At 66.5% G+C, this 14,255-nt stretch carries 13 protein-coding genes; 9 read left to right on the top strand and 4 right to left on the bottom strand.

Annotated elements, in window-relative coordinates:
• Window positions 1-1,902: sensor domain-containing protein (locus AKL29_RS14460; RefSeq protein WP_430648874.1), on the bottom strand; the 1,902-nt coding region annotated here is incomplete at its 3' end.
• 356 nt (window positions 1,903-2,258) lie between these two features.
• Complete coding sequence (locus AKL29_RS14455) at window positions 2,259-2,696, bottom strand: L,D-transpeptidase (protein ID WP_244482032.1); 438 nt, start codon at window positions 2,694-2,696, stop codon at window positions 2,259-2,261.
• Between the two features lie 195 nt (window positions 2,697-2,891).
• On the opposite strand from AKL29_RS14455, the gene mepA reads away from it, so the two are divergent.
• The 6 genes from mepA to AKL29_RS14425 all read left to right on the top strand — a co-directional run bounded on the left by mepA (window position 2,892) and on the right by AKL29_RS14425 (window position 8,221).
• Window positions 2,892-3,854, top strand: a complete 963-nt coding sequence (gene mepA, locus AKL29_RS14450) for a penicillin-insensitive murein endopeptidase (protein WP_050384663.1) — start codon at window positions 2,892-2,894, stop codon at window positions 3,852-3,854.
• Between the two features lie 130 nt (window positions 3,855-3,984).
• Complete coding sequence (locus AKL29_RS14445; RefSeq protein ID WP_028335886.1) at window positions 3,985-4,494, top strand: hypothetical protein; 510 nt, start codon at window positions 3,985-3,987, stop codon at window positions 4,492-4,494.
• Between the two features lie 191 nt (window positions 4,495-4,685).
• Window positions 4,686-5,471, top strand: a complete 786-nt coding sequence (gene modA / locus AKL29_RS14440) for a molybdate ABC transporter substrate-binding protein (RefSeq protein WP_028335887.1) — start codon at window positions 4,686-4,688, stop codon at window positions 5,469-5,471.
• A gap of 2 nt (window positions 5,472-5,473) precedes the next feature.
• Window positions 5,474-6,169, top strand: a complete 696-nt coding sequence (gene modB, locus AKL29_RS14435; protein WP_028335888.1) for a molybdate ABC transporter permease subunit — start codon at window positions 5,474-5,476, stop codon at window positions 6,167-6,169.
• 2 nt (window positions 6,170-6,171) lie between these two features.
• On the top strand, window positions 6,172-6,843 hold the full coding sequence (gene modC, locus AKL29_RS14430; RefSeq protein ID WP_050384662.1) for a molybdenum ABC transporter ATP-binding protein: 672 nt from the start codon (window positions 6,172-6,174) through the stop codon (window positions 6,841-6,843).
• A gap of 94 nt (window positions 6,844-6,937) precedes the next feature.
• The gene (locus tag AKL29_RS14425; RefSeq protein WP_152977595.1) at window positions 6,938-8,221 is read left to right on the top strand and encodes a hypothetical protein; all 1,284 of its coding nucleotides are present in this window, start codon (window positions 6,938-6,940) and stop codon (window positions 8,219-8,221) included.
• Window positions 8,222-8,230: 9 nt separating this feature from the next.
• On the opposite strand, the gene AKL29_RS14420 is transcribed toward AKL29_RS14425, so the two are convergent.
• Complete coding sequence (locus tag AKL29_RS14420) at window positions 8,231-10,024, bottom strand: potassium/proton antiporter (RefSeq protein WP_050384660.1); 1,794 nt, start codon at window positions 10,022-10,024, stop codon at window positions 8,231-8,233.
• Between the two features lie 221 nt (window positions 10,025-10,245).
• Here AKL29_RS14420 and AKL29_RS14415 point away from each other — a divergent pair, with 221 nt between their 5' ends.
• Together AKL29_RS14415 and map are read left to right on the top strand one after the other, a co-directional pair.
• Window positions 10,246-11,562: a mechanosensitive ion channel family protein gene (locus AKL29_RS14415; RefSeq protein WP_050384659.1), complete on the top strand. Its 1,317-nt coding sequence runs from the start codon at window positions 10,246-10,248 to the stop codon at window positions 11,560-11,562.
• A gap of 167 nt (window positions 11,563-11,729) precedes the next feature.
• Complete coding sequence (gene map / locus AKL29_RS14410; RefSeq protein ID WP_016844429.1) at window positions 11,730-12,554, top strand: type I methionyl aminopeptidase; 825 nt, start codon at window positions 11,730-11,732, stop codon at window positions 12,552-12,554.
• Between the two features lie 10 nt (window positions 12,555-12,564).
• Here map and AKL29_RS14405 read toward each other — a convergent pair whose 3' ends face one another.
• Complete coding sequence (locus AKL29_RS14405) at window positions 12,565-13,284, bottom strand: DNA-3-methyladenine glycosylase I (protein ID WP_050384658.1); 720 nt, start codon at window positions 13,282-13,284, stop codon at window positions 12,565-12,567.
• 124 nt (window positions 13,285-13,408) lie between these two features.
• Between AKL29_RS14405 and radC the strand changes: the two genes are divergently transcribed.
• Window positions 13,409-14,122 (top strand): RadC family protein, encoded by a 714-nt coding sequence (gene radC / locus AKL29_RS14400; RefSeq protein ID WP_050384657.1) that lies wholly within the window; start codon window positions 13,409-13,411, stop codon window positions 14,120-14,122.
• Window positions 14,123-14,255 lie beyond the last annotated feature (133 nt).

The following is a 14,255-nucleotide window of genomic DNA, read 5'->3' as shown; positions in this document are numbered from 1 at the left end:
GGAATAGCCGGTGCCGAAATCGTCCATCGACATCCGCACCCCGAGCGCGCGCAGCGCATGCAGCGTCGCCAGCACCTGGCTACTCTTCTCGAGCAGCAGCGTCTCGGTGATCTCGAGCTCGAGCCGCCGCGCCGGCAGGCCGGATTGCCGCAGCGCGTCGGTGACCAGCGCCAGCAGATTGCCGGTGCGGAATTGCAGCGGCGACAGATTGACCGCGACGCGCACGTCGTCAGGCCATTGCGCCGCGTCCATGCAGGCACGATGCAGCATCAGCGCGCCCAACGGATTGATCAGCCCGGTCTCCTCCGCCACCGGGATGAACTCGCCCGGCGAGATCATGCCGCGCTCCGGATGCGGCCAGCGCACCAGCGCCTCGAAGCCGGTGATGCGCCCGGTCGCAAGATCGACCAGCGGCTGGTAATAGGGCCGTAGATCTTCGTTCTGGATCGCATCGCGCAGGTCGATCTCGATCTTGCGGCGGCTTTGGGCGCGCGCGTCCATCTCCGCCTCGAAGAAGGAGAAGGTGCCGCGGAATTCGCTCTTGGCGCGCGACAAGGCCATGTCGGCGCTCTTCAACAGCTTTTCGGAATCCTCGCCGTCGCCGGGCGACATCGCGATCCCGATGCTGGCGCCGATCACCACCGAGTGCCCCTCGAGCAGATAGGGCTCGCCGATCGCATCCAAGATCCGCCGCGCCAGCAGCACCGCGTCCTCAGGCCGCATCACGCCGCCCTGCACGATGGTGAACTCATCGGAGTTGAGACGGGCCAGCGCATCTTCCTCGCGCAGCGTCGAGCGCAGGCGCTTTGCCACCGCGCGCAGCAGCTTGTCGCCGATGCCGTGACCGAGCGTCTCGTTGACCGCCTTGAAATTGTCGAGACCTAGCATCAGCACCGCGACCTTGTCGGTGGAGCGGCGGGTGTGCTGCAGCATCTCGTCCATCTGCTGGCGTAGCAGATTGCGGTTGGGCAGGCCGGTCAAGCTGTCGTGCTGGGCCATGAAGGCGAGCCGCGCCTCGGCGCGCTTGCGTTCCGTGATGTCCATCAGCGCGAGCAGCATCGCCGGCTGGTCGCCATGCATCAGCTGGCGCGAATAGATCGCAAGGTCGATCAGCGTGCCGTCGGCGCGCACATGCTTCCAGGTCCGCGCCGCCTGCTCGTCGCTGCTGCGGCCCGCCGCCCAAGGCAGCTCGGCATCGAACGCCTGCAGGCTCCTGATCGTCATCCGCTCGAATTCGGCGCGGACGTAGCCGTAATGTGCGATCGCGGCGTCGTTGACGGCGAGGATCCGCTCGCCGTCGAGCGCGCACAGGATCATCGGCACCGGATTGCCGTCGAACAGCAGGCGGAACGACGCCTCGCGCTGCTTCAGTTCGGTGATGTCGACGCGCAAGCCGACGATGCCGCCGTCCGAGGTCAGCCGCTCCTCGATCAGCACCACGCGGCCGTCGGCCAGCACCTGCTCGTGCCGCGCGCCGGGCTGGTACATCTTCTTGAGCCGCTCGGCGATCCACTCTTCCTCGCGGCCGGCTGCCTCGGGATAATCGCCGCGCGCGACGCCGATACGGATGGTGTCTTCGAGACGCGCACCGTGCTCGAACAGATCGGAGCTGCGCTTGTAGATTTCCGAGTATTTCTTGTTCCAGAGCGTGTAACGGCCTTCGTGGTCCAGGAACACGATGCCCTGCGGCAGGATGTCGATCGCCTCACGCAGCCGCGCGTTGGATTTGCGCGCCTCGGCGATCGCGGCCTCGGCCTGCGCGCGCTGGCGCACCAGTTCGCCGACCTCGACCGCGGGGCGGCGCGATCTGCCCGACACTTTCGGCATCGGCGTGGGACGACGGCCCCGAGGACGGGACAGTTTGGCCTGGTTCGGTTTCTTGGTGTTTTTCTTCGGCCGCATCATCGGTATCGCACGCCCCACGCGCATTCCAGTTCGGCGATATATCTGCGATAAGTCTCTGAAAAATTGGTATCTCTTGGCGCGTAGCTGCGCTGCCTGAGAAGCCCTTGCATGCCTGCTTTGCAGGCGAATTCACGCCGGGCGCGAGTCTGCTCCCGGCGCGCCAGCGGCGCACGGCACAGATTCGCAGCATGGAAGCGCCGGCGCTTGGTGAAGGAAGCGTAAACCGGCGCGCGATTGCACATTGAATGCGCCGAAGACGCTTCAAGCGCATCAATGTTCGTCAGCGTGCGGCAGGGTTATCGCGCGGTTAAAGTGCGACGCGCCTCAGCCTTCGGATTTTGCCGGATCATACCTTAGTTGGTGATCTCGATCCGCGTGCCGCTGCGGCCGTTGCGCTCGACCAGCCCATAGAGCTGGGCTGCGTGCGAGGGATGCAGGCGCACGCAGCCATGCGAGGCCGGCCCGCCAAGACGCGTGAGTTCGTATGTTCCATGGATGGCAAAGCCGCGGTGGAAGAAGATCGAGTGCGGCATCGGCGAGTTATAGTACTTCTTCGAGTACCAGCGGCGCGCCAGCATCTGCGGACGAAAGACTCCACTCGGCGTGCCATAGCCGCGGCGGCCGGTCGACACCGGCCAGTTGTAGCGTCTCGCGCCGTCGACGCTGACCGCCATGCGCTGCGATGATTTATCGATGTGAACGACGACGTCGGCCCGCGCCGGCGAGAGCGCCAAAATCGGCGCGGCAATCGCGGCGGCAAACGCCAGCCGTACGCACGATACGCTTGTCACAATAACGCCTACCCTGAAATTATTGCGGACATGATGTCGCCCACAACGTGCGCTTGTAAAGTGGCGTGGCTCACATCGGAGCCTGGAAGCCGCGGGTAATCTTAATCCACCCTGTGGGCGATCAAGCGAATGGGATGAAAGCGCGGTCCGCCTGCTCCGAATCCATGCTAGCCTTGCGCCGACAGAGTGATCCGAATGACACCCCGCCTGCGTCTGTTCCCACTCCTGATCTTAGCCCTCGTCGCCTGCACCATCTCCGCGCGGGCGCAGGACAGGGGCTCGCTCAATCCACAGCCGCTGCCGCCGCTCGCCAACCCTGACGATCCGAAGATCGGGGCGAAGCAGCTGTTCGCGCGCAAGGTTTTGCCGGCGGCGTTGCCGACCCGGTCGATCGGCGGCTACACCAAGGGTTGTCTCGCCGGCGCCGCGCAGATGCCGCTCAACGGCGAGACCTGGCAGGTGATGCGCCTGTCGCGCAACCGCTACTGGGGTCACCCCAACATGATCGCGCTGCTGAAGCGGCTGGCGGCCAACGCGCACAAGGACGCCGGCTGGCCGGGCATCCTGGTCGGCGATATCGGCCAGCCGCGCGGCGGCCCCGCGCTCTCCGGTCACGCCAGCCACCAGATCGGACTCGACGCCGACGTCTGGCTGACGCCGATGCCCGATCGCAAATTGTCGCGCGAGGACCGCGAGGAGATGTCGGCGGTGATGATGGTGCGCGACGACCGGCTCGACATCGATCCGCGCGTCTTCACGCCGGGCCACGTGCTCGTCATCCGCGACGCGGCGCGGGAGCCGGCGGTGCAGCGCATCTTCGTCAATCCCGCGATCAAGAAGGCGCTGTGCCGCGAGGCCAAGGGCGATCGCGGCTGGCTGTCGAAGATCCGGCCGTGGTGGGGCCACGACTACCACTTCCACATTCGCATGCGATGTCCGCCCGGCAGCCCTGGCTGCGAGGGACAGAAGCCGCAAGCGGAGGGCGAAGGCTGCAAGCCGTCTGATCTCGCCTTCTGGTTCAAGGATTCGGTGCTGCACCCGAAGCCTCCGCCGAAGCCGCCGAAACCCCGCCCGCCGATGACGCTGGCGCAGATGCCGGCTGACTGCAGGACGGTGCTGAACGCCCCCGACGCGAAACAGCAGCTGCCAGGGCAATAACATCTTTGTCAGGCGGCTATGCCGGCCGGCTCGAACTGCGATATGATCTCCTGCCGTCGCGCCGTAAGCGCGTGCGGGCGGTGGATCGGGGCGGCTGATCTATTTATCCGTCATCATGAATGGACCAGACATGCGCAAATCGCTCCTCGCCGCATCGCTCGTGCTCGTCTCGACTTCCGCTTTCGCGGCGGAGGAGCCGAGCGGCTGTGACAAGTTCAAATGGTCGATCGAGCGCGCACGCGCCGCGCTGACCGCGTCCGATCGCGCCAAGGTCGTATCGGGGAGCGAGCAGACGGCGCTGCCGGCGACCGCGATCACGCTGGCGCTGGTGGCCCCCGGCGACGCCAAATTGCCGACGCCGCCGGAGCGCGCGCCGAAGGAGGGCACCTTCGCCGGTTTCACCAGCTTCAAGGCCGCGCCGAAGGCCGGACTCTATACCGTCAGCCTGTCGGCCGGGGCCTGGGTCGACCTGGTGCAGGACGGGCATGTCCTGAAGCCAAAGGCGTTCAGCGGCGCGACCGATTGCGACGGTATCCGCAAGACCGTGAAATATGACCTCGCCGCCAGCCCCTTCGTGCTGCAGGTCAGCGGCTCAAAAGAGAACTCGCTGTCGATCGCGATCCAGCCGGCGGATGAATAGGACGAACGGTTAGACAAACGGTCGCCTTTACCGTAAGCCCCAGCCTGCTATGTTTGCAGTGCGATATCCCTGAGGACCGTAAGTCCATCGGGGACCCAGCGGAACAGCGCTTCCGTCCGTCGCAGGCCAGACCCCACTCAACGCCTGATTTGCGCGCCCGTTCGCGCGTGAACTCGCACGGAGCGCTTTCCATGTCACGACTTGCCGGACTTTTCACCGCCTTCGTCATCCTGCTCGGCGCGCTGCATTCGCCCGCGAGCGCGGAGGACAAGACGCTCACCGTGTTTGCCGCCGCCTCGATGAAGAACGCGCTCGACGACATCGATGCAGCCTATACCGCCAAGACCGGCGTCAAGATCACCGCCAGCTATGCCGCGAGCTCGGCATTGGCAAAACAGATCGAGCAGGGCGCGCCGGCCGACGTGTTCGTCTCCGCCGACACCGACTGGATGGACTATGCGATCAAGCAGAAGAACATCAATGAAGCGACGCGGGTGAACCTGCTCGGCAACTCGATCGTGCTGATCGCGCCGAAGGATTCCAAGATCGACAACGTCAACATCGGACCGGGCTTCGATCTCGCCAAGCTCGCCGGCGACGGCAGGATCGCGACCGGCGACGTCAAGGCGGTGCCGGTCGGCAAATACGCCAAGGCTGCGCTGGAAAAGCTCGGCGCCTGGCAGGCGGCGGAGCCGAAATTCGCGATGGCCGAGAGCGTGCGCGCGGCATTGACGCTGGTGGCGCGCGGCGAAGCCGTGCTCGGCATCGTCTATTCGACCGACGCCAAGGTCGAGCCGGGCGTCAAGATCGTCGGCACCTTCCCGGCCGACACCCATCCGGCGATCATCTATCCGGTCGCGGCGACCACGACCGCGAAGCCGGAGGCCGCCGAGTACCTTGCCTTCCTGCGCTCGTCCGCGGCGAAGACGATCCTCGAGAAATACGGCTTCAAGTTCCTGATCAGCCCGACGACCTAAGCGTGTTCGAGATCTCGCCGGCCGAATGGACGGCGATCCTGCTGTCGCTGCGGGTCGCCGTCATCGCAACACTGGTGGCGACCCCGTTCGGGGTAGCGCTTGCCTGGCTGCTGGCGCGGCGCGATTTCTGGGGCAAGTCGCTGCTCGATGCCGCCGTGCATCTGCCGCTGGTGCTGCCGCCCGTCGTCACCGGCTATCTGCTGCTGCTGACCTTCGGCAGGCGCGGCCTGGTCGGCGGCTGGCTGGCCGACCATCTCGGCATTGTGTTCGCGTTCCGCTGGACCGGCGCGGCACTCGCCTGCGGCGTGATGTCGTTTCCGCTCCTGGTGCGCCCGATCCGTCTCTCGATCGAAGCCGTCGACCGCCGCCTCGAGCAGGCGGCCGAGACGCTCGGCGCCGCGCCGTGGCGGGTGTTCGCAACGGTGACGCTGCCGCTGGCGCTGCCCGGCGTGCTGGCCGGCATGGTACTCGGCTTTGCCAAGGCGATCGGCGAGTTCGGCGCGACCATCACCTTCGTCTCCAACATTCCCGGCGAGACCCAGACCATTTCGTCGGCGATCTATTCGCTGATCCAGACGCCGGATGGCGACACCGCCGCCGCGCGGCTCGTGATCATCTCGATCGTGCTCGCGGTCGGCGCACTGGTCGCGGCTGAAGTGTTCGCGCGTCGCGCCACCGCGCGCCTGCACGGGCAATAGCCATGCTGCGCGTCGACATCACCAAGCAGCTCGGCGAGTTCTCGCTTGCGGCCTCGTTCACCAGCGAGGGCCGCGTCACCGGTCTGTTCGGCGCGTCCGGCTCCGGCAAGACCTCGCTGATCAACACCATCGCGGGCCTGTTGCGTCCCGACCGCGGCACCATCGTGATCGACGGCGAGACCGTCGACGATACCGCGACCGGCATCCACGTCCCGAGCTGGCGCCGCCGCATCGGTTACGTGTTCCAGGACGCGCGGCTGTTTCCGCATCTCGATGTCCGCCAGAACCTCGACTACGGCCGCCGCATGAACGGCCTCACCGAAGATCTCGCCCAACACCGGCGCGTCGTCGACCTGCTCGACATCGGCGCCCTGCTCGACCGCCGACCCGGAAAGCTCTCCGGCGGCGAGCGCCAGCGCGTCGCGCTCGGCCGGGCGCTGCTGTCCAAGCCGCGGCTGCTGCTGCTCGACGAGCCGCTGGGCGCGCTCGACGAAAGCCGCAAGCTCGAAATCCTGCCCTATCTGGTCCGGCTGCGCGACGAAGCCGGGGTCCCGATGGTCTATGTCAGCCACGACGCGGCCGAGCTGCGCCAGCTCGCCACCCAGATCGTGATGCTGCGCCGCGGCCAGGTGACCGCGTTCGGCGGTGTCAAGGTGCTGACGGCGGGCGGGTAGCTGGCCGTTTTTCCGAAAGTCGGCATAAGATAGCCTATCTTGTCTGCTAGGCCCGCGTCGGGACGTCCGATCGGGCATGGGGAAAGGTGAATTTGTGCGACTGACTGGCTGGGTGTTGCTGCTGATCGGCGGGCTGCTGTGCGCCACGATTTCGTGGGCCGCGCTCGGCTTCCTGCTGATGGGCGTCGGCCTGATCGCGCTGCAGGTCGACGAGCGGCGCCGGCGTCCGGCCGATGCTGCCGTGCCGGCTGGCGCCTCGGGATTTACCCCGCCGCGCCTCAGCGACGGGCTGCAACCGCCGACCCGCGACCCGATCGCAGGCCAGGATACCGGGCAGCGTCAGCCGCGCCGGGTGGCCTGGCCCGACCAGAAGGGCGACGCAGCCTACGACCGGGAGACTTACGACGGGGAGGCCTGGCGCCGGCTGGTCGAGAGCGATCCTGATCTCGCCCAGATCGCCAATGTGCTCGCCGATTACGGCCCGCAATATGTCGACGAACTGGCGGTGAGCTATTTGGCCGCCCCCGACAAGGGCCGCCTGGGGGCGATCGTCGACGGCATCATCGCGCGCGCCCGGGACGGTCAGCCGAGCCCGCCGCCGCCCGCACCAGTCGAAGCATCGCGGCCACCGCCGCTTCCGACCCCGCCGCAGCCGAAGCAGGTGACCATCCCTGCCGCCAAGCCCGCGACTTCGCCAAGCAATCGCGCAAACGCGCTCGAAGCGTCCCTGCTCGCCACGGTCGAGGAGGCTTCCGCCAAGATGGCCGCCGAACGCGCCGGTCTCTTCAAGCCGGGCAAGGCCACCGACGGCCGGCCGCAGGCGGCGAGCCAGCGGGAACCGCAGTTCGGTCGCGCCACCCGGGACGCGAAGCCCGCCGGGCCACCGCCGGTGCCGGTCACACCGCCGCCGATGCCGGCTACACCGCCGCCCATGCCGGCCGACACGCCCGCCGACCTCGAAGCATCGTTGATCGCCGCCGTCGGCGAGGCCGCCGCCCGGCGCGCGGACGCCCCCAAGGACACCCCTAAGGATGCATCCAAGGATGCGTCCAAGCCGGCACCGGAGTCAGCACCGCCGGCAAGGCCCGAGCCCGAAATCCGCGCGGTCGGGCCCGCCGCCCCACCGACGCCGCCTCCGCCGGCTCCCGCTGCGCCCGCCAAGACGCCAGCTGCGACGACACCACCTGCGAAGACAGCGGCCGATAATCTCGACGAGACGCTGCTCGCGGCGCTGGCCGAGATTTCCGGTCAGAAAATCAAGGGCGAGGCCAAGCCGGACGCGGCGTCCAAGGGCCCATCCGGTCCACCGGCCGACGACGGGCTGTCCGACATGATCAGGAAGTTCGCACCGGATTCGAACTTCCTGCGCAAGACCTAACGGCGCGGCTCAGACACCCGCCACCGACGCCCAGATATCGGCGAGCTTGCGCTTGACGATCTGCATCCGCGTTTGCGGCGCGACCTTCTCCTCTTCCTCCGGCAGGCGCAGGCCGACGACGTTGACGCGGCCGCCGCTGATGCTGCGCGCCACCAGCACGATCTCGCCGAGCGCCAGTTCGGCCCCTTCCTTCGGCGCGCGGTCGAGATTGATGTCGAAATAGTCGGCGAGCGTCAGCTTGGCCTGGTGCTCGTCGACCTTGACGCCGTAGATCTCGGCGAGTTCGCCGATCGTATGCTCCGCCGACACCATGAAGTCGCCGAGCAGATGCGGATCGGGCGCGCTCGACGGCGCCATGTCGACGAAGAAGCGGTCGAGCGCCTCGGCGCGCTCCGGCGGCGCCAGCAGATAGATGTAGTCGCCGGGCGCGACCGGATCGGCCTCGGTCGGCGTCAGGATCCGCTCGTCGCGGATCACCAGCGTCGGCTTCGACCAGGACGGGATCAGCCCGCGGCGGAAGTACAGGCTCTTCGGCCGCACCGGATAACCGACCAGCTGCTGCTCGAGTTGGCCGGGCAAATCGAGCTCGACGCGGCGCGGGCCGCGTTCGGCGCGCGGCAGCGCGACATGCAGCCGCCGCGCCGCCGGCGCCAGCGTCCAGCCCTGCAACAGCAGCGAGATGATGACGACGACGAAGGCGACATCGAAATAGAGATAGGCCTTCGACAGACCGACCAGCATCGGGATCGAGGCGAGGAAGATCGCGACCGCGCCGCGCAGGCCGGTCCAGGCGATGAAGACCTTCTCCCGCCAATTGAACTTGAACGGTGCGAGGCAGATCAGCACCGCCAGCGGCCGCGCCACCAGCATCAGCGCGAACGCCACCAGCACGGCGCCGCCGGCGCTGGAGAGCAGGCGATGCGGCGAGACCAGGAGGCCGAGCAGCACGAACATCACGATCTGAGCCAGCCAGGTCGCGGCGTCGAGGAACGTCACCACCGAATTATGCGCGCGGGTCGGCCGGTTGCCGATGATGATACCGGCGAGATAGACCGCGAGGAATCCCGAGGCATGCACGATCTGCGAGCCGCCGAAGATCACCAGTGCCGCCGTAGTGACGAACGGCGCATGCAGGCCCTGCGGCAGCGCCACATAGTTCAGCGCGATCACCACCAGGCGGCCGCCGATCACCCCGATGATGGCGCCGAACACGGCCTCCTGGATGAACTCCAGCGCGATGTGCGTGGCCGAGCTCTGGCCGATCGAGATGAACTCGACCAGCATCAAGGTGAGGAAGATCGCGAACGGATCGTTGGTGCCGGATTCCGCCTCCAGCGTCGCGCCGACGCGCGGGCGCAGGCGCAGGCCCTGGGTGTGCACCAGCAGGAACACCGCAGCCGCGTCCGTCGAAGCCACGACGGCACCGACCAACAGCGACTCGGTCCAGTTGAGGTCGAGCACAAAGCGGGCGACCGGCGCCGTGATCAGCGCGGTGAGCAGCACGCCGGCGGTCGCCAGCATCATCGAGGGCGCCAGCACGGTGCGGATGCTGGCGAACCGCGTCTTCAATCCGCCGTCGAACAGGATCAGCGCCAGCGCCACCGAGCCGACCAGATAGGTGGTGCGGACGTCGTCGAACTGCAGCCGGCCGGGGCCGGAATCGCCCGCCAGCATGCCGACCAGCAAGAACACCAGCAGCAAGGGAGCGCCGAACCGCAAGGCCAGCAGGCTCGACAGGATGCCGGCCATCACCAGCACCGCACCGAGCAGGATCGCTATACTGACGGAGTCGAGGGATGCCATGCGCCTTCGGAGGTCTCAAATACTTGCAATTGCATCCTTATCGTCGCCACACTGGGACGCCAACCGATTTCTGACATAAGCGGCAATGTGCCCGGTCTCATCAGCCCTAGGTCGCCCCGACACTGTGTTGTATCGATGGTCGCGTGCGCGCCTTTGTGGGATTCTCGCTGGGCTTTCGAATCACATTTGGCTGACCCGCGCTTCGAGTTGAGATTTTGCCGATGGACATGAACTGGAAGGACGTCCTCGAATCGATTCAAATGGCGGCGCGCTCGGTCGGCGCCGAGGTCGCCTCGCCCTGGTTCTATCTGCAATTCGGCATCATCCTCGCCGCCGCGGGCCTCGCCTACGCCGCCGACACCGCCATTCATGCGCGGGTCGACATGTCGTCGCTGGCGATGCGCTGGCCGCTGCCGCTCCGGCACTTCGCCCGCGTGATGGTGAAGAGCGCTTCTACCGCCGTGTTCGCGGTCCTGATGATCATCTCCCGCATCGTGATGTGGCACGCGACCTGGCCGAGCCGCAGCTATCTGATCGCGGTCTCCGCCAAGCTGGCGCTGGCCTGGCTGGTGATCCGCCTCGTCACCTCGGTGATCGACAACGCCTTCATCGTGAAAACAGTCTCGATCGCGGCATGGCTGGTCGCCGCGCTCAGCATCATCGGCCAACTCGATTGGGCGGCCGACACGCTGGATGCGTATGCGGTCGTGGTCGGCGGCCTGCGGCTTTCCCCGCTGCTGCTGATCAAGGCCGGCGCGCTCCTGATCGTGGCGCTGTGGCTGACCAACCTCGCCGGCAATTTCGCCGAGAGCCGCATCAACCGCGCCACCGATCTGACGCCGTCGATCCAGGTGTTGCTGGTCAAGATCATCCGTATCGGATTGATGGTGACGGCGATCGTGATCGCGCTTGGCGCGGTCGGCATCAACCTCTCCGCGCTCGCGGTGTTCACCGGCGCGGCCGGCGTCGGCATCGGTCTCGGCCTGCAGAAGATCGTCGCCAATTTCATCAGCGGCCTGATCCTGTTGGTCGACAAATCGGTCAAGCCCGGCGATCTCGTCACGATCGGCGACAATTCGGGCCGGATCAGCGCGATGAAGACCCGCTACATCTCGGTCGCCGCCGGCGACGGCCGCGAGTTCCTGATCCCGAACGAGGACCTGGTGACGCAGAAGGTCACCAACTGGACCTATACCGACAAGAACACGCTGGTGAAGATCGCCTTCTCCACCAATTACGACGCCAATCCGCGGCAGGTCTGCAAGCTCGCGATCACGACCGCGGCGGCCCATCCGCGCGCCACCAAGGGCTGGACCCCGAACTGCATCCTGACCGAATTCGCCGAGGCTGGGATGAAGTTCTCCCTGACCTTTTGGATCGCCGACCCCGACGGCATGGACAATGTGAAGAGCGACGTCATGCTGTCGCTGTGGGACGCCTTCAAGCAGGAGGGCATCCGGGTGCCCTACCCGGTGCGGGAACTCCGCATCCGCGGCGGCGCGCTGCCGGTCGAGAGCGTGGTCGAGGTCTCCAATTAGCGCCTGCGCACGGTCTTTTCGCAGCAGCGGTGGCCGCTGTTCCGGATATGGCCTGAAAATCAAGCCGTTTGGGCATGTCCCCATGCCCAAGCTTGGCTTGCGCCGGGCGCGCCGATCATTAAATTAGGGCCTGAAATCAGCCCCTTGCCCGCAGAAACAGCCCGCCCATGAGCTATATCGACGCCACCGACACCTCGCTTCGCAAGACCGGCCAGATCAAGCTGCACGGACCGAGCGGCTTTGCCGGCATGCGCAAGGCGGGCGCCCTGGTGTCGAAATGCCTCGATGCGCTCACCGACATCGTCAAGCCGGGCATCCCGACTTCCGTCATCGACGAGTTCGTTCGCAAGTTCGCCTTCGACCACGGCGCCTATCCGGCGACGCTGATGTATCGCGGCTATCGCTACTCGACCTGCACCTCGATCAATCACGTGGTCTGCCACGGCATGCCGGGCGACCGGCCGCTGAAGGAAGGCGACATCGTCAATGTCGACGTCACCTTCATCGTCGACGGCTGGTACGGCGACTCCAGCCGCATGTATGCGATCGGCGCCATCGCGCGGAAGGCCGAGCGGCTGATCGAGGTGACCTATGAGGCGATGATGCGCGGCATCGCCGCGGTGAAGCCCGGCGCCACCACCGGCGATATCGGCCACGCCATCCAGAGCTATGTCGAACCGCAGGGCATGAGCGTGGTGCGCGACTTCTGCGGCCACGGCCTCGGCCGCCTGTTCCACGACGAGCCGAACATCATCCATATCGGCCGTCCCGGCGAAGGCGCGCCGCTGAAGCCCGGCATGTTCTTCACCATCGAGCCGATGATCAATCTCGGCAAGCCGCATGTGAAGATCCTGTCCGACGGCTGGACCGCGGTGACCCGCGACCGTTCGCTGTCGGCGCAGTTCGAGCACTCGGTCGGCGTCACTGCCGACGGCGTCGAGATCTTCACGCTGTCCGAGCGCCATGGCGAGAAGCCGTGGGTCCAAGTGTAATCTGCCCTCGTCAATAATCGCTCCGCGTGCGCTCGATGATCTCCTCGGGCGTGTGGTTCTCTCCGATCGACATCGCGCAGATCCGCGACAGATGCAGATAGGACAGTCCGGTCTCCTCCGCCCAGGCGTTGAACTGCGCCTGCACCTTGGCGAGATCGCGCTTCGACTTGACCTCCTCGGCGATATCGAGGCCGGCATCGCGCAAGCAGGCGACCACGTCGCGCGAGGTGACGAAGCCGTCCCAGCCGAGGAAGCGCAGCAGCATCTGTCCGGTGTTGCCGCCGAGCCGGCTGCCGCGCTTCGCCAATAGCTCCAGCAGTCCGACCTCATCCGACGACGGCCAGGCGCCAAGGAATTTGCCGAAGCTGCCGTGCTCGCGCGCGATCTCCTGCACGAAGCGGCCGTTGTCGCGCACCGAAATAATCTTGGCGCCGTTGCGCACGATCCTGGCGTCGCTGACGAGCTTCTCCCAGAATTCGTCGGGCTTGAAGGCGAGCTTGGCGGGCTGAAAGCCGAGGAACGCCTCCTCGAAGCCCGGCCACTTGGCGTCGATCACGCTCCAGGCAAAGCCCGCGCAGAACACGCGCCTGGTCATCTCGGCCAGCACGCGGTCGTCGCCGAGCTTGGCCAGCGCCTTGGCGCCCGCCGGCGGCCGCAGCAGCTTCTCCAGCGCCTTCGGCCCGCCCTTGCGCTTCTCGGCGCGCGAGCGGATCACCTTGAATGAAGTCACGCCGCCCTCCCCCTCTTGCTCTCGAACCGTTGCAGCCGACGGTAATTCGTCCGAAGCATCGTGGCAAACCGGGCAGTTGCATCGGCTCTTGCAAATCGCCGCGAGCACGGCATGGTTGTGGCCGATGCCCGCCAAGCACGATACCAGCGACGACGAAGCCAGCGAGACGCCGCATTATCACGGCCATCGCGAACGGCTGCGCGAGCGCTTCTATGCGGCCGGACCGGACGCGCTGACCGACTATGAACTCTTGGAAATGGCGCTGTTCGCCGCGATCCCGCGCCGCGACACCAAGCCGTTGGCCAAGGCGCTGTTGAAGAAGTTCGGCTCGTTCGCCGAGGTGGTGCACGCGCCGGTGGCGCGGCTGCGCGAGGTCGAGGGCGTCAAGGATGCCTCGATCAACCAGCTCAAGCTGCTCGCCGCCGCCGCCGGCCGGATCGCCAAGGGCGAGATCAGGCGCAACATCGCGCTGTCGTCCTGGAACGACGTCATCGACTATTGCCGCACCGGCATGGCGTTCGCAGACAAGGAGCAGTTCCGCCTGTTGTTCCTCGACAAGCGCAACCAGCTGATCGCCGACGAGGTGCAGCAGACCGGCACCGTCGATCACACCCCGGTCTATCCGCGCGAGGTGATCAAGCGCGCGCTGGAATTGTCCGCCACCGCGCTGATCCTGGTGCACAACCATCCGTCCGGCGACCCGACGCCGTCGCAGGCCGACATCCAGATGACGAAAGCCATCGTCGACATCGCAAAGCCGCTCGGGATCGCCGTGCACGATCACATCATCGTCGGCAAGAACGGGCATACCAGCTTCAAGGGCATGCGGCTGATGTGAGGATTGCACTCAACAAGCCCCCCGCTGTCGTCCCGGCGTAGTGCGCAATTGCGCACGGGGGCCGGGACCATAACCACGGGGATGCGTTGTCGAAAACAGGTTATGGCCCCGGCGTCGCGCAAACAATTCGCAT

The sequence above is a fragment of the Bradyrhizobium pachyrhizi genome (assembly GCF_001189245.1).
GTDB classification, from domain to species: domain Bacteria; phylum Pseudomonadota; class Alphaproteobacteria; order Rhizobiales; family Xanthobacteraceae; genus Bradyrhizobium; species Bradyrhizobium pachyrhizi.
Note: the sequence above shows the minus strand (reverse complement) of the source record. Positions and strands in the feature narration are given on the sequence as shown.

What these genes read in the sequence shown, in the direction of transcription:
- mepA (WP_050384663.1), top strand. Translation starts at nt 2,892, where the DNA reads ATGACACCCCGCCTGCGTCTGTTCCCACTCCTGATCTTAGCCCTCGTC.
- AKL29_RS14445 (WP_028335886.1), top strand. Translation starts at nt 3,985, where the DNA reads ATGCGCAAATCGCTCCTCGCCGCATCGCTCGTGCTCGTCTCGACTTCC.
- modA (WP_028335887.1), top strand. Translation starts at nt 4,686, where the DNA reads ATGTCACGACTTGCCGGACTTTTCACCGCCTTCGTCATCCTGCTCGGC.
- modC (WP_050384662.1), top strand. Translation starts at nt 6,172, where the DNA reads ATGCTGCGCGTCGACATCACCAAGCAGCTCGGCGAGTTCTCGCTTGCG.
- AKL29_RS14420 (WP_050384660.1), bottom strand. Translation starts at nt 10,024, where the DNA reads ATGGCATCCCTCGACTCCGTCAGTATAGCGATCCTGCTCGGTGCGGTG.
- AKL29_RS14415 (WP_050384659.1), top strand. Translation starts at nt 10,246, where the DNA reads ATGGACATGAACTGGAAGGACGTCCTCGAATCGATTCAAATGGCGGCG.
- map (WP_016844429.1), top strand. Translation starts at nt 11,730, where the DNA reads ATGAGCTATATCGACGCCACCGACACCTCGCTTCGCAAGACCGGCCAG.
- radC (WP_050384657.1), top strand. Translation starts at nt 13,409, where the DNA reads ATGCCCGCCAAGCACGATACCAGCGACGACGAAGCCAGCGAGACGCCG.